Source organism: Streptomyces sp. NPDC007808 (assembly GCF_042868655.1).
In the GTDB taxonomy this organism is placed as follows: domain Bacteria; phylum Actinomycetota; class Actinomycetes; order Streptomycetales; family Streptomycetaceae; genus Streptomyces.
Map to the genome: position 1 here is coordinate 215448 of NZ_JBIAEQ010000012.1, position 16604 is coordinate 232051.

Annotated in this window: 18 protein-coding genes and 1 riboswitch; of the genes, 11 read left to right on the forward strand and 7 right to left on the reverse strand. The window is 73.1% G+C overall.

The window, feature by feature from the left end; all coding sequences use genetic code 11:
- Nucleotide 1 precedes the first annotated feature (1 nt).
- From ACFYNL_RS37670 to ACFYNL_RS37680, 3 genes are all read right to left on the reverse strand, one after another.
- Nucleotides 2–937, reverse strand: a complete 936-nt coding sequence (locus ACFYNL_RS37670; protein WP_388812181.1) for a cobalamin biosynthesis protein — start codon at nucleotides 935–937, stop codon at nucleotides 2–4.
- Nucleotides 938–1044: 107 nt separating this feature from the next.
- Nucleotides 1045–1177, reverse strand: a riboswitch (cobalamin riboswitch).
- 174 nt (nucleotides 1178–1351) lie between these two features.
- A complete protein-coding gene (locus tag ACFYNL_RS37675) occupies nucleotides 1352–1573 on the reverse strand; it encodes a hypothetical protein (RefSeq protein ID WP_388812183.1) in 222 nt (73 codons plus the stop codon).
- A 45-nt stretch (nucleotides 1574–1618) separates the two neighbouring features.
- Nucleotides 1619–2851 (reverse strand): anion permease, encoded by a 1233-nt coding sequence (locus tag ACFYNL_RS37680; RefSeq protein ID WP_388812186.1) that lies wholly within the window; start codon nucleotides 2849–2851, stop codon nucleotides 1619–1621.
- A gap of 354 nt (nucleotides 2852–3205) precedes the next feature.
- Here ACFYNL_RS37680 and ACFYNL_RS37685 point away from each other — a divergent pair, with 354 nt between their 5' ends.
- The 3 genes from ACFYNL_RS37685 to ACFYNL_RS37695 all read left to right on the forward strand — a co-directional run bounded on the left by ACFYNL_RS37685 (nucleotide 3206) and on the right by ACFYNL_RS37695 (nucleotide 6720).
- Nucleotides 3206–3889 carry a class II aldolase/adducin family protein gene (locus ACFYNL_RS37685; RefSeq protein WP_388812188.1) on the forward strand — a complete coding sequence of 228 codons (684 nt, stop codon included), beginning with the start codon at nucleotides 3206–3208 and terminating at the stop codon, nucleotides 3887–3889.
- Nucleotides 3890–3983: 94 nt separating this feature from the next.
- The gene (locus ACFYNL_RS37690) at nucleotides 3984–5111 is read left to right on the forward strand and encodes an alpha/beta hydrolase (protein ID WP_388812191.1); all 1128 of its coding nucleotides are present in this window, start codon (nucleotides 3984–3986) and stop codon (nucleotides 5109–5111) included.
- A gap of 355 nt (nucleotides 5112–5466) precedes the next feature.
- Nucleotides 5467–6720 carry a hypothetical protein gene (locus ACFYNL_RS37695; RefSeq protein WP_388812194.1) on the forward strand — a complete coding sequence of 418 codons (1254 nt, stop codon included), beginning with the start codon at nucleotides 5467–5469 and terminating at the stop codon, nucleotides 6718–6720.
- Between the two features lie 13 nt (nucleotides 6721–6733).
- Here ACFYNL_RS37695 and ACFYNL_RS37700 read toward each other — a convergent pair whose 3' ends face one another.
- On the reverse strand, nucleotides 6734–7147 hold the full coding sequence (locus ACFYNL_RS37700) for a VOC family protein (RefSeq protein ID WP_388812196.1): 414 nt from the start codon (nucleotides 7145–7147) through the stop codon (nucleotides 6734–6736).
- A 325-nt stretch (nucleotides 7148–7472) separates the two neighbouring features.
- Between ACFYNL_RS37700 and ACFYNL_RS37705 the strand changes: the two genes are divergently transcribed.
- The 3 genes from ACFYNL_RS37705 to ACFYNL_RS37715 all read left to right on the forward strand — a co-directional run bounded on the left by ACFYNL_RS37705 (nucleotide 7473) and on the right by ACFYNL_RS37715 (nucleotide 10594).
- Nucleotides 7473–9071 (forward strand): ABC-F family ATP-binding cassette domain-containing protein, encoded by a 1599-nt coding sequence (locus ACFYNL_RS37705; protein ID WP_388812198.1) that lies wholly within the window; start codon nucleotides 7473–7475, stop codon nucleotides 9069–9071.
- A gap of 335 nt (nucleotides 9072–9406) precedes the next feature.
- Nucleotides 9407–9625 carry a helix-turn-helix domain-containing protein gene (locus tag ACFYNL_RS37710; RefSeq protein WP_019758351.1) on the forward strand — a complete coding sequence of 73 codons (219 nt, stop codon included), beginning with the start codon at nucleotides 9407–9409 and terminating at the stop codon, nucleotides 9623–9625.
- Nucleotides 9626–9790: 165 nt separating this feature from the next.
- A complete protein-coding gene (locus ACFYNL_RS37715; RefSeq protein ID WP_388812201.1) occupies nucleotides 9791–10594 on the forward strand; it encodes an enoyl-CoA hydratase/isomerase family protein in 804 nt (267 codons plus the stop codon).
- 12 nt (nucleotides 10595–10606) lie between these two features.
- Here the strand turns inward: ACFYNL_RS37715 and ACFYNL_RS37720 are convergent, their stop codons facing one another.
- Nucleotides 10607–11329, reverse strand: a complete 723-nt coding sequence (locus ACFYNL_RS37720; protein ID WP_388812204.1) for a nucleopolyhedrovirus P10 family protein — start codon at nucleotides 11327–11329, stop codon at nucleotides 10607–10609.
- A gap of 88 nt (nucleotides 11330–11417) precedes the next feature.
- Between ACFYNL_RS37720 and ACFYNL_RS37725 the strand changes: the two genes are divergently transcribed.
- Genes ACFYNL_RS37725 through amaP form a run of 5 tightly spaced genes read left to right on the forward strand, consistent with a single transcriptional unit; the run spans nucleotide 11418 to nucleotide 13784 of the window.
- A complete protein-coding gene (locus ACFYNL_RS37725; protein ID WP_388812206.1) occupies nucleotides 11418–11897 on the forward strand; it encodes an Asp23/Gls24 family envelope stress response protein in 480 nt (159 codons plus the stop codon).
- Between the two features lie 60 nt (nucleotides 11898–11957).
- Entirely contained in the window at nucleotides 11958–12143 is a 186-nt protein-coding gene (locus tag ACFYNL_RS37730; protein WP_388812209.1) for a hypothetical protein, read from the forward strand.
- Nucleotides 12140–12523 carry an Asp23/Gls24 family envelope stress response protein gene (locus tag ACFYNL_RS37735; RefSeq protein ID WP_388812211.1) on the forward strand — a complete coding sequence of 128 codons (384 nt, stop codon included), beginning with the start codon at nucleotides 12140–12142 and terminating at the stop codon, nucleotides 12521–12523. The genes ACFYNL_RS37730 and ACFYNL_RS37735 overlap by 4 nt, the downstream gene beginning before the upstream one ends.
- Nucleotides 12520–13200, forward strand: coding sequence for a DUF6286 domain-containing protein (locus tag ACFYNL_RS37740; protein WP_388812213.1), 681 nt, complete (start codon nucleotides 12520–12522; stop codon nucleotides 13198–13200). Before ACFYNL_RS37735 ends, ACFYNL_RS37740 begins: the two co-directional genes overlap by 4 nt.
- A complete protein-coding gene (gene amaP, locus ACFYNL_RS37745; protein ID WP_388812215.1) occupies nucleotides 13197–13784 on the forward strand; it encodes an alkaline shock response membrane anchor protein AmaP in 588 nt (195 codons plus the stop codon). The genes ACFYNL_RS37740 and amaP overlap by 4 nt, the downstream gene beginning before the upstream one ends.
- Before the next feature lie 253 nt (nucleotides 13785–14037).
- Here amaP and ACFYNL_RS37750 read toward each other — a convergent pair whose 3' ends face one another.
- Both ACFYNL_RS37750 and ACFYNL_RS37755 read right to left on the reverse strand, forming a co-directional pair.
- Nucleotides 14038–14793: an SDR family oxidoreductase gene (locus tag ACFYNL_RS37750; RefSeq protein WP_388812218.1), complete on the reverse strand. Its 756-nt coding sequence runs from the start codon at nucleotides 14791–14793 to the stop codon at nucleotides 14038–14040.
- Nucleotides 14794–14798: 5 nt separating this feature from the next.
- Nucleotides 14799–16586, reverse strand: coding sequence for a glycoside hydrolase family 15 protein (locus ACFYNL_RS37755; protein ID WP_388812221.1), 1788 nt, complete (start codon nucleotides 16584–16586; stop codon nucleotides 14799–14801).
- Nucleotides 16587–16604: the final 18 nt, after the last annotated feature.

Genomic DNA, 16604 nt, shown 5'->3' on the forward strand with positions numbered 1-16604 from the left:
CTCATTGCCCCCTCTTCAGCAACCGGGCTCCGGCGCACACGCCGAGCGCGAGCCAGGTGACGCGCCGCGACAGCCGCACGGCGCGTTCGACGTCGGGCGTGCCGACGGCACGCCCCCGCGTGTTCAGCACGGGCCGGTGCTCCACCCGCCCGCCGTACGAGAGCGTCCCGCCCAGCCGCACCCCGAGCGCTCCGGCGAACGAGGCCTCCACGGGCCCGGCGTTGGGGCTCGGATGCTTCGCCGCGTCCTCCCGCCAGGCGCGTACGGCACCCCGCGGATCGGGTCCGGCCAGCGCCGCGAGTACGGCGGTGAGCCGCGCGCCCGGCCACCCGGCCACGTCGTCCAGCCGCGCCGAGGCCCACCCGTAGCGCCGGTACCTGGGCGACTTGTGGCCCACCATGGCGTCCAGCGTGTTCACGGCCCGGAAGCCGACCAGCCCCGGCACACCCCCGACGGCCCCCCAGACCAGCGCCCCCACGACCGCGTCGGAGGTGTTCTCGGCGACGGACTCCACCACGGCCCGCGCGATCCCGTCCGCGTCCAGCGCCTGCGGGTCCCGCCCGCACAGATGCGGCAGCCGCGCCCGCGCGGCCTCCACGTCCCCCGCCTCCAGCGCACGCGCGACGAGCCGGGCCTCGCGGGCCAGCGACGTCCCTCCGACCACCGCCCAGGCGGCGGCGCCGGTCAGCGCGACGGACGCGGCCGGGGAGGTGCGGACGGCGCGGGCGGCGACGGCGCCCAGTGCCACGGCGCCACCGGCGCACACGGCGGTGTGCAGCGCACCCCACGCGCGGTGGTCGCGCCACAACACCCCCTCCACGGCGGCGGCGGCCCGTCCGAACGCGGCGACCGGATGCCCGCGGTGGGGGTCGCCGAGCAGCAGATCACCGAGAAGTCCGGCGGCGGCACCGTACGCGAAGACGCGATCGGCACGCATCGGCGTCAGCCGGCCGCGGGGAAGGGCAGAGCCCTGGTGCGGGACCTCAATCTCGAACGGCAGCCGAGCATCGCGTTATGTCCTCACTCAGGGTGTCCACGCCCTGGTTCGACGAGACCGGCGGCGAGAGTTCCTGGCTCCCGGGGCTTTCCACCCCGGTGACAGTGGCGGGACCGCGCCGGATTCACACCGGCTTCCTCTTCTGCCGCCGTACATGGCCCCGGCAGTCCACCACGGGGTCGGAAGGGCCGTCAACTTGCCGTTGACCTGCGGAGGGAGAGTGTGCGGAGGCCCACACACGCGTGAGGTGCGAGACGGTGTTCCGTCCCGCACCCCGGGTGCTCGCGCGCGCTCCGGCGCACTGTTGCTCAGGCCACGAGCGCTCTGTGCGTCAGGCCACGATCGGCGTGTGTGTCAGGCCACGATCAGGTAGATGCCGTAGCCCACGGCCGCCGCGCACGCCGCGAAGCAGGCGTACGCCCCGGTGACCGCGAGCGCGGCCGAGTCGCCCTGGGCCGCCGCACGTTCGCGGCGGGACAGGCCGGAGATGCCGAGGGTGAACAGGCCCACCAGGGCAACCGTGACCACGAGGCTGACCCCGAAGACGGAGCCGAGAGCCGCCCAGTCGATCTTCATGCTTCTACTTCCTTGAGTAACCGGCGAGGAGGAACCGGGTGGGGGTCAGACCGACGCCTTCGACGGCGTCGACTCGGAGGTCTGGGGCGGGACCGTGGCCGTGATGTCCTCGGCCACCGGGTGCGCCGGCGGCACGGTCACGGCGGCCATGGCCTGGGTCACCACACCGGCCGGCTCCTCGGTGTCGTTGACGTTGGTGTGGTCGACGACCTCGCGGCGGGAAATCTTCCAGATGGCGGCGCTGGAGACGACCAGGAAGACCGCGACCAGGCCCGTGCCCCAGGCGCCGAAGCCCGTCACGTACTCCGCGAGCGCGCCGACCAGGGCTGCCGCCGGCAGGGTCAGGCCCCACGCGACGAACATCCGGGTCGCCGTCGACCAGCGGACCACGCCGCCCTTGCGGCCGAGGCCCGCGCCCATCACCGCGCCGGAGACGGAGTGCGTGGTGGAGAGGGAGAAGCCCAGGTGGGAGGAGGCCAGGATGACCGTGGCCGCGCTGGTCTGGGCGGCGAAGCCCTGCTGCGGCTGGAGGTCGGTCAGGCCCTTGCCCATGGTGCGGATGATGCGCCAGCCGCCGAGGTAGGTGCCGAGCGCGATGGCGACGCCCGCCGAGAGGATGACCCACATGGGCGGGTCGGAGTCGGGGGCGAGGGTGCCGCCGGCGACCAGGGCGAGGGTGATGATGCCCATGGTCTTCTGGGCGTCGTTCGTGCCGTGGGCGAGGGAGACCAGGCCGGCGGAGGCGATCTGGCCGGCGCGGTAGCCCTTCTTGGACGCCTCGCCGTCGGCCTTCTTGCCGAGGGTGTAGGTCAGGCGGGTGGCCAGCATCGCGGCGATGCCCGCGACCAGCGGGGCGGCGATCGCCGGGATCAGCACCTTGGTGACGAGCACGTCGCCGTGGACCGCGCCGAAGCCGGCCGAGGCGACGGTGGCGCCGATCAGGCCGCCCATGAGGGCGTGCGACGAGCTGGAGGGCAGGCCCACCAGCCAGGTCAGCAGATTCCACAGGATCGCGCCGACCAGCGCGGCGAAGATGACTTCGGGACGGATGCCGGCCTCGTCGACGAGGCCCTTGGAGATGGTGTTGGCGACCTCCACGGAGAGGAAGGCGCCGACGAGATTGAGGACGGCGGACATGGCCACCGCGACCTTGGGCCTCATGGCGCCCGTGGAAATGGTCGTGGCCATCGCGTTCGCGGTGTCGTGGAAACCGTTCGTGAAATCGAACGCGAGTGCGGTTACCACCACAATCGCGAGGATCAGCGAGAAGCTTTCCATTTACCCAGGCAATCGTTCGAGGTCATTGGCTTGCTGAACGTAGGTAACCTGAGTGAACGGAAGGTGAACTGGGGCGGGCCGCACGGTGTCCGACAGGGAGGGTTTCTCCCATGCGGGCGGAGGCTCTCGTTCCGTCTGGCGGCGCGCAGCCCGGGCGGGGCGGGGCCGGTGGCCCCCGGGCGGACGTCCTCAGCCGGGTCACCGACCCGTCGAAGAGATTCTGGTCACCCGGCAGCCGCAGCCGTCGCCGCCTCTCGTCCGACGGGGACGCGGACGTCTCGGCGCGTGCGGATCCGGTACCCGTCCTGGGCGGACTCAAGGCCGTGCCGGGGTGCCGGCTGGCAGGATCGCCGCATGACTGAGGAGCTGCACGAACAGCGAGGCAGGAAGGTGCGCCCCGAGGAGCTGGAAGCCTGGGAGGCGCTGGTGGCGACCGCGCGGCGGACCGTGGCCGACGGGCTGGTGGTCGGCACGTCCGGGAACGTCTCGGTGCGCGTCGGGGACACCGTCCTGGTCACGCCGTCGGGCGTGCCGTACGACCGGCTGACCGCGGAGGACGTGACCGGGGTGGACCTGGAGGGCCGGCAGGTCCTGGGTGCCCTGGTGCCGACGAGCGAACTGCCGATGCACCTCGCCGTGTACCGCACCACCGACGCCGGCGCCGTCGTCCACACGCACGCGGTCCATGCGACGGCCGTCTCGACCCTGGTCCCCGAGCTACCGCTGATCCACTACATGGCGGCGGCGCTCGGAGGACCCGTCCGAGTCGCCCCCTATGCGACGTACGGCACCGAGGAGTTGGCCGACAGCATGCTCCGGGCCCTCACCGACCGCACCGCCTGTCTCCTCCAGAACCACGGCACGATCGCCTACGGCGCGAGGCTGGCCCAGGCCTACGACCGCACCGCCCAACTGGAGTGGATGTCCCGCCTGTGGCTCACGGCCTCCTCGGTGCCGGGCCGCGCGCCGAGCCTGCTGTCGGGGGAGCAGGTGGCCGAGGTGGGGGAGCGGCTGCGGGGGTACGGGCAGCGGGAGTGAGGCGCGGGTCGGGTGGGGGGCCGTCCGGCGGCGGCCCTCACCCCGAGTCGTCCTCCCACTGGCCCGACCCCGTCCGCGCCCGGACACTGGATCCGTGCGCACTGTCAAAACGACGGCCGCTGCCGTCACCGTGGCCCTGGCCGCCGGCGTCGCGAGCGTCGCCGCCGGGCGGTACGCCAGTGGTGCCGCCCTGACGGCCTCTCCCGGCAGGCCCCTGCCCACCGAACCCCGGCTCACCGTGCACGCCACGGCCGCCGGCCAGATCACCCTCACCCGCGACCTGGCCTCACTGCGGCCCGGCACCTACGGCCTCGCCGGCGACGGCTCGCACGCCGTCGTCGGCCCGGTCCTCGCCGCGGCGAAGCACTCCGCCGACACCGTCGTACGCCGCCTGGAACGTGTCACCCACGGCACCCTCGACCCCGGCGACAGCGTCTGGCTCACCCCGAACGTATACGTCGGCGACCCCGCCGCCGCCCTCGGCCTCGAACACGCCGACGTCGACGTCCCCGGCGAACTCGGCTCCCTGCCCGCCTGGTTCGTCCCCGGCAGCCGCGGCACCTGGGTCATCGCCGTGCACGGCCTCGGCACCACGCGCGAGCACGCCATGAACCTCATGGGGTTCCTCAGCGGCCGGCACTTCCCGGTCCTCGCCCTCTCCTACCGAGGTGACCTGGGCGCACCCCGCCCTCCGGACGGCCTCGGCCACCTGGGCGAGACCGAGTGGCGCGACCTGGACGCCGCGATGCGCTACGCCGTGCGGTACGGCGCCAGGCAACTCGTCCTGCTCGGCTGGTCGACCGGGGCGACGATGGCCCTGCGCGCCGCCCAGCACTCGGGGCTGCGGGACCGGGTCTCCGGGCTCGTCCTGGACTCCCCGGTGCTCAGCTGGGAAGCCACCCTGCGTGCCCTCGCCGCGGCCCGCCACACCCCCGGCCCGCTGCTGCCCCTCGCCGTCCGCGCGGCGCAGGGCCGCACCGGCCTGCACGCCGGCCGCGGCACCGGTACGGGCGCCCCCGACCGGCCCCCGGTGCCGACCCTGATCTTCCACGGCCCCGACGACGAGGTGGCCCCCTGGAGCCTCTCCCGCCGCCTGGCCGCCGCCCACCCCGACCTGGTCTCCCTGCACACGGTTCGACGCGCCCCGCACGCCGCCATGTGGAACGCCGACCCCGAGGGCTACGAAGAGGCGCTGCGCCGATTCGTCACCCCGCTCATGTGACGCTCGTGCGACCGCTCCCCGGGGACGCCCTCGGGGCGGTCCCGCGTGAGCGGGAGGATCCGGCGCCGCAGATTCCGTTTAACCCCGGACCACTGGCCTGTTATCGGTCCCCGGCCGCCCGCGGAACCCCGTGCGTTGGCCATCCCCGTAGCCCCTCGTGACATTCCGTTTGGGTTTTCGGACCGTCAACCGGAAGACTGCACCCGTGACGTCCCGTATCCCGCGCGACTCCAGGCTTCGACTCGTCCGCCCGCGACCCCTGGCCGCCGCCCCCAGAGCCGTGAACCAGCGGCGCCCACGCCGCCCCGCCCCGCGCCCCCCGGAGGGCACACCGGCCCGGTCCGAGCTGGCCAGAATGGCACGCTCCGGCCTGGCCGCGGCGGCCCGCGTCGCCCACTGGGCCGACGCCGCCCTGGGCCCCGGCCGGGACGGCAGCGCCTCCGACGGCAAGGGCACCCTCTCCGACGCGACCGCCGAACGCGCGGCCCGGGACCTGGGCCTGACCGTGGCTCAGGTCCGCGCCGACTGGGACACCGCCCGCCTCGCCGGTCTCGTCGAGGTGCACGGCGACAGCGCCCGCCCCGGCTGGCGGCTGCGCGCCTGGGACCGCGACGACAGCGCTGTCCTGCGCGGCTGGGTCGCCCTGTTCGACGCCTGGTCGCTCGCCCACCCGGAACCGGAGCGGCTGGAGCACGGCGCCGTCCCCGACGTCGTCTCGGCCATGCCCCAGGTGCTCTCCTTCCTGCACCTGTCCGCCGGGCCGGTCCCCGTCGAGCAGCTCCTGGACCTGCTGGAGCAGCGCGTCACCGAACTGCGCACCGAGAGATGCGAGATCCCCTACGGGCCGCAGCCCGAGCCGGCCCCGGCCCCGGCAGGCGCCGAGGACGCCCCCCTCGCCCCCCTCCTCGACTGGGCCCTGCACGCCCTCGCCTCCGTCGGAGCCCTCACCTACGGCGACGGACAGGCCACGCTCACCCCACTCGGCAACTGGGCGGTCTGGGTCAAGCTGGAGCAGATCTGCGTCGCCGCCCAGAGCCCGGCGGGGAACATCGAGCGCGCGGCCGAGGACATGCTCCGCGGCTGCGCCCAGCTGCGCCCGAACGCCGCCCGCGACGAGTACCGCGCCTGGCTCGCCGCCCGCCCCGTCGGCAGCGCCGTCACCGAACTCCTCGGCGCCGCCCGCGGCGACGACGCCCTGCTGCGCGGCCTCGCCTTCGAGGCGCTGCGCGTCGTCGGCGCCCCCGCCGAGCACGACGTGCGCGCTGTCCTCGACGAGCCGACCCTGCGGCCCTACGCCCTGCTGTGGCTCGCCGAGCACGACGGCGTCGACCCCGAGGACGCCCATGAGGTGCTCACCAGGGAAGAGGCCACCTGGCTGTGGGTCGACACCGCCGCCGCCGTCGCCGACCACGGCGAGGCCCCGATGCTGGTACGCCACCTGGAGTCGGCCGTCCAGCCCACGGTGCCGATGCTGCTCGACGAGGTCCGGGCCGTCGGACACCCCCGCACCGTGCAGGTGCTGGTCGCGCTCGCCGCCGCGCACCCCGACCCCGCCCTCGCCAAGGCCGTGCGCCGCGCCGCCTTCCAGGTGCACACCGGGGGGAGCTGAGCCGGAGCGGGGCTCAGGCGCCCGGCTCGGGTGCGTACGTGCCGAAGCTCCACACGTTGCCCTCGACGTCCCGGGCCATGTAGTCCCGCGAGCCGTAGTCCTGGTCCGTCGGGGGCATCAGGATCCGGGCGCCGTGCTCCACGGCCCGTCGGTGGTGTGCGTCGACGTCGTCCACGACGACGTACACCCCGGTCGTGCCCGCGGCCTCCATCGCCTTGTCGAAGGCGCTGCCGGTGCCCTTCGAGCCGAGCATCACCGCGCCGTTGCCCTGCGCCAGCTCGGCGTGCGCGACCTTGCCGTCCTCGTCCTCGTAGACCGCGAGCTCCGTGAACCCGAAGGCCTCCGTGAGCTGCTTGATCGCCGCCTTCGCGTCCGCGTACAGCAGCGTCGGGAAGATGCTCGGACGCCCACCGCTCGTGCCCGCCATGCCGATCACCCCTTTGTGATCCGTTGTGATCCGTCGGTTCCGGTCCGCCGCCAGTCTCGCAGCGGCCACTGACATCGGCCCGCCGGCCGCGCCGGGGCGACGGGGCCGCGGAGAACGGGAGCAGCTGGGGCGCGGGGCTGCTGGGACGGGGGCTGCTGGGACGGGGGTGGCTGGGCCGGGGGGCGGCCGATCCGAACACGTGAACCCAGAAAAAGTGGTTGCACGGTCCCGTTAGACTGAACCCATGGCCATTCTCCTCGCGCATTAGACGGCGGGAACGTCCTCAGCCGCCCATCCCGCCACCCACCCGCCCTGGAGTCTGTCCGTGATCTCCGCCTCCGGTATCGAGCTGCGCGCCGGTGCGCGCGTCCTCATCGAGTCCGCGTCCTTCCGCGTCGCCAAGGGCGACCGCATCGGCCTCGTCGGCCGCAACGGCGCCGGCAAGACCACCCTCACCAAGTGCCTCGCCGGCGAGGGCATCCCCGCCGGCGGCACCATCACCCGCTCCGGCGAGGTCGGCTACCTCCCGCAGGACCCCCGCACCGGCGACCTCGACGTGCTCGCCCGCGACCGGGTCCTGTCCGCGCGCGGCCTGGACGTGCTGATCCGCAAGATGCGCGAGAACGAGCAGCGCATCGCCAACGGTCAGGGCGCCACCCGCGAGAAGGCGCTGAAGCAGTACGAGCGCCAGGAGACGGAGTTCCTCACCAAGGGCGGATACGCCGCCGAGGCCGAGGCCGCCACCATCGCCGCCGCGCTCAACCTGCCCGACCGGGTGCTCGGCCAGCCGCTGCACACCCTCTCCGGTGGTCAGCGCCGCCGTATCGAGCTCGCCCGCATCCTGTTCTCGGACGCCGACACACTGCTGCTCGACGAGCCCACCAACCACCTCGACGCGGACTCGATCGTCTGGCTGCGGGACTACCTGAAGACCTACCGCGGCGGCTTCATCGTGATCTCCCACGACGTCGACCTGGTCGAGACGGTCGTCAACAAGGTGTTCTACCTGGACGCCAACCGCGCCCAGATCGACATCTACAACATGGGCTGGAAGCTCTACCAGCAGCAGCGCGAGGCCGACGAGAAGCGCCGCAAGCGCGAGCGGCAGAACGCCGAGAAGAAGGCCGCCGCGCTCAACGCCCAGGCCGACAAGATGCGTGCCAAGGCGACCAAGACCGTCGCCGCGCAGAACATGGCCCGGCGCGCGGAGCGGCTGCTGTCGGGGCTGGAGGAGGTCCGGCAGTCCGACAAGGTCGCCAAGCTCCGCTTCCCCGATCCCGCGCCCTGCGGCAAGACGCCCCTCACGGCGGAGGGCCTGTCGAAGTCGTACGGCTCGCTGGAGATCTTCACCGACGTCGACCTGGCCATCGACAAGGGGTCGAGGGTGGTCATCCTCGGGCTCAACGGCGCGGGCAAGACCACCCTGCTCAGGCTCCTGGCCGGGGTCGAACAGCCGGACACCGGCGCGGTCATCCCCGGGCACGGCCTCAAGATCGGCTACTACGCCCAGGAGCACGAGACCCTGGACGCCGACCGCACCGTCCTGGAGAACATGCGCTCGGCCGCCCCCGACATGGACCTCGTGGAGGTCCGCAAGGTGCTGGGCTCGTTCCTGTTCTCCGGCGACGACGTCGACAAGCCGGCCGGGGTGCTCTCCGGCGGTGAGAAGACCCGCCTCGCCCTGGCGACCCTGGTCGTCTCCTCGGCGAACGTCCTGCTCCTCGACGAGCCCACCAACAACCTCGACCCGGCCAGCCGCGAGGAGATCCTCGGCGCGCTGCGCACGTACAAGGGCGCGGTCGTGCTCGTCACCCACGACGAGGGCGCGGTCGAGGCGCTCCAGCCGGAACGGATCATTCTGCTGCCGGACGGTGTCGAGGACCTGTGGGGTGCCGACTACGCGGATCTCGTCGCCCTGGCTTGATCGAATGCCTGATCACCGGCGTATGGATCATTCGGCCCATCGTTGATCCATCATCTGTGTGAGATCTCCTCGTACCGAGGTGTGTACTACATCAATTTCGCGGCCGAGTCCTTCATCGACAAGGGCTCGGCCGTCGTGCGTCGCTGACCTGGCGTTTCGCAGAAGAACCCGTTCGGCCGTACGGGCAGGGCTTCGCGGAATTCGAGATTCCGCATGTGGGGGCGCGCTCCTGTCGTCACAACCTTGTCTCACGGACCTTGCCGAATGGGTGGCCATGAAGCCCCGGAGGGGTGATCATGAGGAGACCAGAGCGCACTTCCCATGAGGAGGCACGGGTGGCCGAGACTCTGAAGAAGGGCAGCCGGGTGACCGGCGCCGCGCGCGACAAGCTCGCGGCAGACCTGAAGAAGAAGTACGACTCCGGTGCGAGCATTCGGGCACTGGCCGAGGAAACCGGCCGCTCGTATGGCTTCGTACACCGGATGCTCAGCGAGTCGGGCGTCACGCTCCGTGGGCGTGGCGGTGCGACACGAGGCAAGAAGGCCGCAGGCTGATTCGGGCGGCCCATCGGCTTCGATGGTGACCACCCGGCCGGTCCTCCCTCGGTGTCCTTGGAGGGACCTGGAGGGACTCCGGGTCGGGCGGGTGGTTACTGTGCAGTCACTTAGGGGGTGCCCTGACGGGCATCCCATGTGACCGCACGCATCGGAGGCAACCCCATGGCTTCGCCCGACCAGGAACTCGCGCCCCTGCTCGACAAGGACGGCGTACGGCTCACCGTCGACGGCGCCATCGCGACGGTGACCCTGACGAACCCGGACAAGCGCAACGCACAGAGCCCCGCCATGTGGCGGACGCTCGCCGAGGCCGGGCGGACCGTGCCGGGCAGCGTGCGGGTCGTGGTGCTGCGCGGTGAGGGCAAGTCCTTCTCCGCCGGCCTCGACCGGCAGATGTTCACGCCCGAGGGAATCGAGGGCGAGTCCTCGTTCATCGACCTCGCGCGCAGCAGCGACGGCGAACTCGACGCTGCCATCGCCGAGTTCCAGGAGGGCTTCACCTGGTGGCGGCGCAACGACATCGTGTCCATCGCCGCCGTCCAGGGGCATGCCATCGGGGCGGGCTTCCAACTCGCGCTCGCCTGTGACGTGCGCGTCGTCGCCGACGACGTGCAGTTCGCCATGCGCGAGACCAGCCTCGGGCTGGTGCCGGACCTGACGGGCACGCACCCGCTGGTCGGGCTGGTCGGATACGGCCGCGCGCTGGAGATCTGCGTGACCGGCCGCTTCGTGTCGGCCGAGGAGGCCGTCAGCAGCGGGCTGGCCAACCTCGCCGTGCCCGCCGGGCAACTCGACGACGCCGTACGGGACCTCGCCGGGGCCATCGTGGCCGCACCGCGGGACGCCGTGATCGAGACCAAGGCGCTGCTTCGTGGCGCTGTCGATCGCACCTACGACGAGCAGCGCGGCGCCGAACGGGCCGCGCAGGCGCGGCGGCTGCGGGACCTGGCCGGCCTCGGCGAGTGAGACTTGCGCCGATCAGCCGACGGACGTGACCAGTACGGCCACCGTCGGGTGGTCGGCCAGCGCACGCCCGACCCGCTCGCGTACCTCCCGGGCCACCTCCACGGCCCGGTGGTCCGCGCTCACCGCGATCTCCACGCGCACATGCCGGCGCGGTAGTGCGGCCTCGCCCTGCCGCCGGTCGATGTGCACCGAGCGGCCCAACCCGCCGAGGGTGCCCGTCAGCCGGGTGACGCCCGGGGTCGCCCGGGTCACGGCGACGACCCGCTCCTCGTCGGGGTTGGCCGGCTCCGCCGCCCGCGCCGGTTCGGGCGGGTGCACGGCAGCCGGTTCCACCTCCTCGTCGAGCAGGGCCGTCACTCGCAGGTCCACCTCGGTCACCGCCAGGCCCAGGCGCTGCGCCGCCGCGGTGGACAGCAGCACGCGCAGCCGTTCCGCCGTCGCGGGTAGCGGCTCCGCGGCCGTCGTCGCGAAGTCCGCCGTGATCCGCAGCGGCCCCGGCGGCAGGGCGCTGGGCGGCGGCGGTACGGCCGCCTCCTGCGCCTGCTGCGGGTCGGTCAGCGCCAACCGCAGCGCCCCCAGCCGTACCCCGCCCATGGCCTCGGCCGTGCTCCGCAGCACCGCCTCGGCCGCCTTCTCGGAGATCCACGCGCCGTCGCGCGCGTCGCCCAGGGGCAGCAGCCTGCCGAGTCCCAGCTGCTGTCGGACTTCCCGCGTCCAGCGATCCGCCGTCGTCATTCCTCCAGCCTGCCGTATCCCTGGCGCGCAATCGCGCAACCGTGCTTACGGTGGTCATGGGACGACGACCGAAAAGGACGAAACGGCCATGACTGATGTGACGGAGCAGAACCGGGGGACGGAGGGCGAGACGCCCACCATGCGCAAGGCGCAGGCGGCCAGGCGCGGCGGCGGTGACCCCGGCAGCCGGGGCCGCACGACGATCGCGGACGGCGTCGTGGAGAAGATCGCCGGAATGGCCGCACGGGACGTGGACGGCGTCCACGCCATGGGCAGCGGAATCTCGCGGACCTTCGGGGCGGTACGCGACCGGGTGCCGGGCGGGACGACGAAGTCGGTGACGCGCGGGGTGAAGGCCGAGGTCGGTGAGGTGCAGTCCGCGCTCGACCTGGAGATCGTCGTCGAGTACGGCGTCTCGATCGCCGATGTGTCCCGGGACGTCCGCGAGAACGTGATCAACGCCGTGGAGCGGATGACCGGCCTCGAAGTCGTCGAGGTCAACATCGCGGTGAGTGACGTGAAGCTGCCGGAGGAGGAGGAAGAGGAACCGGAGCGCCGGATCCAGTGACGCGCGGGCGCAAGGACGACGCGGGTGCCGGGGAGTTGCTGAGGAACTGAGGAGCGGACCATGAGCATGGCCGTGGCCGGCATGATCGCCGGCATGGCACTCGGCTTCGCCGGGTATTTCGGCGGATTCGGCGCCTTTTTGCTGGTGGCGGCACTGGGCGCCGTCGGATTCGTCGTCGGACGGTTCCTGGAGGGCGACTGGGAGTTCGGTGACTTCTTCCGGCACCGTGACGAACGGAGGCGGTGACGGCCGTGAGCGGTGGGGCGGTGGAGCTGCGCGAGCCGCCGACCGCGGTCGTGCCCGGCGAGCGCGGAGCCACCCGGATCGCCGACCGGGTCGTCGCGAAGATCGCCTCCCAGGCCGCACGGGAGGCGGTGGGCAAGCTCAGCGAGGGCGCGAACCGGCCCTACGCCGATGTCGTGGTGGCGTACGACACCGCCCGGGTCCGGGTCCATCTCGAACTCGACTACCCCACCGACATCGGCGCCCGGTGCGCGGCCGTGCGTCGGCATGTCGCCGAGCGGGTAGGCGCGTTGGTGGGCATGGACGTGCCGGAGGTCGCCGTGCACGTGGAGCGGCTGCACCCGGCGTCCGGACAGGGCGCGGCACACGGGAGGACGCGATGAGCGAGTCCCAGGGCACCGAGGGCACCACCCGGCGACTGCCGGTCATCGAGAAGGAGACCGGACCCGAGCCTCTCGACCAGTCGGTGTCGGCGCCGGCCGACGAGCCCCCGCCCGTGCTGGAGGGCGAGAGCGGCCGAGCGCGACGCTTCTGGTCCGCGCGCAGGATCCCGGCCGCGATCACGGCGCTCGTGCTCCTCGGCACGGCCGGCCTCTTCCTCTACGACATCGCCTCCGTGCGCGCCGACCGGCCCGCCATGCGCTGGCGCCGCGAACTGGCCCGGCAACTCGCCGAGCGCCCGGTGGACGACACCTGGGTGCTCGTCGGCGCGGGCGTCGCCGCCGTCCTCGGCCTGTGGCTGCTGCTCCTCGCCGTCACACCCGGCCTGCGGTCGGTGCTGACGATGCGGCGCACCCACCCCGACGTGCGCGCCGGCCTGGAGCGCGACCTGGCCGCGCTGGTCCTGCGCGACCGGGCGATGGAGGTCTCCGGGGTCCAGTCCGCGCGGGTCCGGATGGGCCGCCGTCGCGCCGACGTCCGCGCGCTCTCCCACTTCCGCGACCTGGACGACGTACGCGCCGACCTGGACGTCGCGCTCACCGACGCGATCACGGGTCTGGGCCTGGCCCGCCCGCCGTCGCTGTCGGTCCATGTACGGCGGCCCGGACGGAAGGGGTGAGGGCCGTGCTCAGGGTGGTCAACCGGGTGCTGATCGGGCTCGTCGGACTGGTACTGCTCGTGATCGGCGGGTCCGTGCTGGCCGTCGGGCTCGGGCTGGACCCGCCGTCCTGGTGGATCCACGACAGCAAGCACGACGTCCTGCTCAGCGAAGCCGAGCGCACGCGCTGGCGGTCCGAGGGCTGGTGGTGGCCCACCGTCATCGCCGCCCTGGCCGTGCTGGCGCTGCTCGCCCTGTGGTGGCTGACCGCGAACCTGCGCCGGCACCGCCTCACCGAGGTCCTGGTCGACACCGGTGACGGCGAGGGCGCGCTGCTGCGGGGCCGGGCCCTGGAGAGCGTCCTGGCGAGCGAGGCGACGGGTGCGCGGGGAGTCCAGCGCGCCCGGGCGCACCTGACCGGCAGGCGGCTCGCCCCCGAGGCACGCGTACGGCTCCTGCTGGAACCCCACGTGGATCCGGGGACCGCCCTGGACGACCTCACGACCCGGGCGCTGGCGCACGCCCGCGGCTCGGCCGGCCTGGCCTCCCTGCCGACCGAGGTCCGCCTCCGGGGCGTCAAGCACCGGGCGGAACGGGTCAGTTGACGGTCATGGAAGAGGGCCCGGAGCGGTGCGCGGGACCTCGGGGCCGTGACGAGGGCGTCCGACCGGCGCCCCCCAGCCTTCGGCCGGGGACACTCCCGGAGCCCCCCGCCACACCGCGGGGCCCGCCCCCGGGCGGACAACGGGACTTCGCGGACGCGACCTGGGCCATGTCGTCACCTCCGCGTCCGCCCGGCGGTGTCCGGCTCGCCGCCGCCGGGCCCGCCCTTGGACGACGGGAATGTGACGCCGGACCCTAGAACCCGTGCCGCGCCCCGCCGTCCACCGGCAGCATGACCCCGGTCACGTAGGACGCCGCAGGGGACAGCAGGAACGCGGCCGCGCGGCCGAACTCCTCCGGGGTGCCGTACCGGCGCAGCGGGATGCGGGACTCGGACGCCGCGCGGGTCGCCTCGGGGTCGGCGGACAAGGCGTCCAGCTCGCGCACACGGTCCGTGTCGATGCGCCCCGGGAGCAGGCCGACCACACGGATGCCGCGCGGCCCCAGCTCGTCGGCGAGGGACTTGGCGAATCCGGCGAGCCCGGGACGCAGGCTGTTCGAGATCGTCAGTCCGGGAATCGGCTCGTACACCGAGCCGGACAGCACGAACCCGATGACACCGCCCGCGTCGAGCTCGGCCGCTGCTGCCCGCGCCAGCCGTACCGCGCCCAGGAACACCGACTCGAACGCCGCCTGCCACTGCTCGTCGGTGTTGTCGGCGACGAAGCCGGGCGCCGGCCCGCCGACGCTGACGAACACGCCGTGGAACCCGCCGAAGTGCGTGCGGGCGGCCTCGATCAGCCGCCCGGCCGCATCGGGATCGGCGTTGTCCACGGCCACCCCGACCGCGTTCGGGCCCAGCGCGGCCGCCGCCTCGGCGACGGTCGTCTCGTCCCGTCCGGTGATGACCACCTTCGCCCCGTCGGCCACCAGTTCACGCGCCGCCGCGTTGCCCAGCCCGCGCGTGGCCCCCGTGACGACGTACACCCGGTCCTTCAGTCCAAGATCCATGGTCCCTATCCTGCCCCGTCGCCCCCGAACAGGGCGAGGGCGGTGTTCACCAGGCCGATGTGGCTGAACGCCTGGGGGAAGTTCCCGAGCTGGTGGCGGGCGGCGGGGTCGTACTCCTCGGACAGCAGGCCCACGTCGTTGGCGAGCCCGACCAGCCGCTCGAACAGCTCCCGGGCCTCCTGCGTACGGCCCGTCATGTGCAGCGCGTCCGCCAGCCAGAACGAGCAGACCAAAAACGTGCCCTCGCCGCCGGGCAGCCCGTCCACGGCCGTCTCGTCCGCGCTGTAGCGGCGCAGGAAGCCGTCGTGACCGAGCTCGGCGCGGACCGCGTCGATCGTGCCGACGACACGCGGGTCGTCGGGAGGCAGGAAGCCGACGCGCGGGATGACCAGCAGCGCGGCGTCCAGTTCACGGGAGCCGTAGGACTGGGTGAAGGTGTTCCGCTCGGCGTCGTAGCCCTTCTCGCAGACTTCGCGGTGCACCTCGTCGCGCAGCTCCCGCCAGCCGTCGAGGTCGCCCTCCAGCTCGGGGTTCTTCTCCAGGGTGCGCACGGCCCGGTCCGCGGCCACCCACACCATCACCTTCGAGTGCACGAAGTGACGGCGGCCGCCGCGCACCTCCCACAGCCCCTCGTCCGGCTGCCGCCAGTGCGACCGCAGCCAGTCGACCAGTGCGGCCTGGATCGCCCAGATCTGCGGCTTCGGGGGCAGACCCGCGTGCCGGGCCAGCGCCAGCGTGTCCATGACCTGGCCGTACACGTCCAACTGGAGCTGCTCCACGGCCTGGTTGCCGATGCGTACGGGGGCGGAGCCGGCGAATCCGGACAGCCACGGCACCTCGAACTCCGGCAGCCGCCGCTCGCCCGCCAGGCCGTACATGATCTGCAGGTCCGCAGGGTCGCCGGCGACCGCGCGCAGCAGCCAGTTGCGCCACGCCTCGGCCTCCTCCTGGTAGCCCGCGGCGAGCAGCGCGTTCAGGGTGAGGGTGGAGTCGCGCAGCCAGCAGTACCGGTAGTCCCAGTTGCGCACACCGCCCAGCTCCTCGGGGAGTGAGGTGGTGGGGGCGGCGACGATACCGCCGGTCGGCCGGTAGGTGAGGGCCTTGAGAGTGATCAGGGAGCGGATCACGGCGTCCCGGTACGGACCGTCGTAGGTGCAGCGCCCCGCCCACTTCCGCCAGTCCCGGACGCTGGTGTGCAACGCCTTGTACGGGTCGACGAGCGGTGGCCGCGGCTCGTGCGAGGGGTGCCAGGTGAGGACGAACGCGACCTTCTCGCCCGCCTCGACCGTGAACTCCGCGTGCGTGCCGAACTTCTCGCCCCAGGTGCGCACCTCGGGCTCGCTGCGCAGCCAGACCGAGTCCGGCCCGGCGACGGCCACCCGGTGCCCGTCGGACCTGCGCACCCACGGGACGATCGAGCCGTAGTCGAAGCGCAGCCGCAGATCGCTGCGCACGGTGACCCGGCCGCTGACGCCCTCCACGATGCGCACGAGGTCGGGCGCCCGGTCGCGTTGCGGCATCAGGTCGGTGACGCGGATCGTGCCGTCGTCGGTCTCCCACTCGGTGTCCAGCACCAGGGTGTCCGGGCGGTAGGCGCGCCGGGTGCAGGCGCCCTGCGCGTCCGCGGGGGCGATGCGCCAGTAGCCGTTCTCCTCGTCGCCGAGGAGCCGGGCGAAGCAGGCGGCGGAGTCGAAGCGGGGCAGGCACAGCCAGTCGACGGAGCCGTCCGTGCCGATCAGGGCAGCCGTCTGCTCGTCGCCGATGAGGGCGTAGTCCTCGATACGCGGATGCACGAAGTGCGGGTTCCCTGC

What these genes read in the sequence shown, in the direction of transcription:
- ACFYNL_RS37670 (WP_388812181.1), bottom strand. Translation starts at nt 937, where the DNA reads ATGCGTGCCGATCGCGTCTTCGCGTACGGTGCCGCCGCCGGACTTCTC.
- ACFYNL_RS37725 (WP_388812206.1), top strand. Translation starts at nt 11,418, where the DNA reads ATGACTGATGTGACGGAGCAGAACCGGGGGACGGAGGGCGAGACGCCC.
- ACFYNL_RS37685 (WP_388812188.1), top strand. Translation starts at nt 3,206, where the DNA reads ATGACTGAGGAGCTGCACGAACAGCGAGGCAGGAAGGTGCGCCCCGAG.
- ACFYNL_RS37720 (WP_388812204.1), bottom strand. Translation starts at nt 11,329, where the DNA reads ATGACGACGGCGGATCGCTGGACGCGGGAAGTCCGACAGCAGCTGGGA.
- ACFYNL_RS37730 (WP_388812209.1), top strand. Translation starts at nt 11,958, where the DNA reads ATGAGCATGGCCGTGGCCGGCATGATCGCCGGCATGGCACTCGGCTTC.
- ACFYNL_RS37715 (WP_388812201.1), top strand. Translation starts at nt 9,791, where the DNA reads ATGGCTTCGCCCGACCAGGAACTCGCGCCCCTGCTCGACAAGGACGGC.
- ACFYNL_RS37680 (WP_388812186.1), bottom strand. Translation starts at nt 2,851, where the DNA reads ATGGAAAGCTTCTCGCTGATCCTCGCGATTGTGGTGGTAACCGCACTC.
- ACFYNL_RS37695 (WP_388812194.1), top strand. Translation starts at nt 5,467, where the DNA reads ATGGCACGCTCCGGCCTGGCCGCGGCGGCCCGCGTCGCCCACTGGGCC.
- ACFYNL_RS37750 (WP_388812218.1), bottom strand. Translation starts at nt 14,793, where the DNA reads ATGGATCTTGGACTGAAGGACCGGGTGTACGTCGTCACGGGGGCCACG.
- ACFYNL_RS37675 (WP_388812183.1), bottom strand. Translation starts at nt 1,573, where the DNA reads ATGAAGATCGACTGGGCGGCTCTCGGCTCCGTCTTCGGGGTCAGCCTC.
- ACFYNL_RS37700 (WP_388812196.1), bottom strand. Translation starts at nt 7,147, where the DNA reads ATGGCGGGCACGAGCGGTGGGCGTCCGAGCATCTTCCCGACGCTGCTG.
- ACFYNL_RS37740 (WP_388812213.1), top strand. Translation starts at nt 12,520, where the DNA reads ATGAGCGAGTCCCAGGGCACCGAGGGCACCACCCGGCGACTGCCGGTC.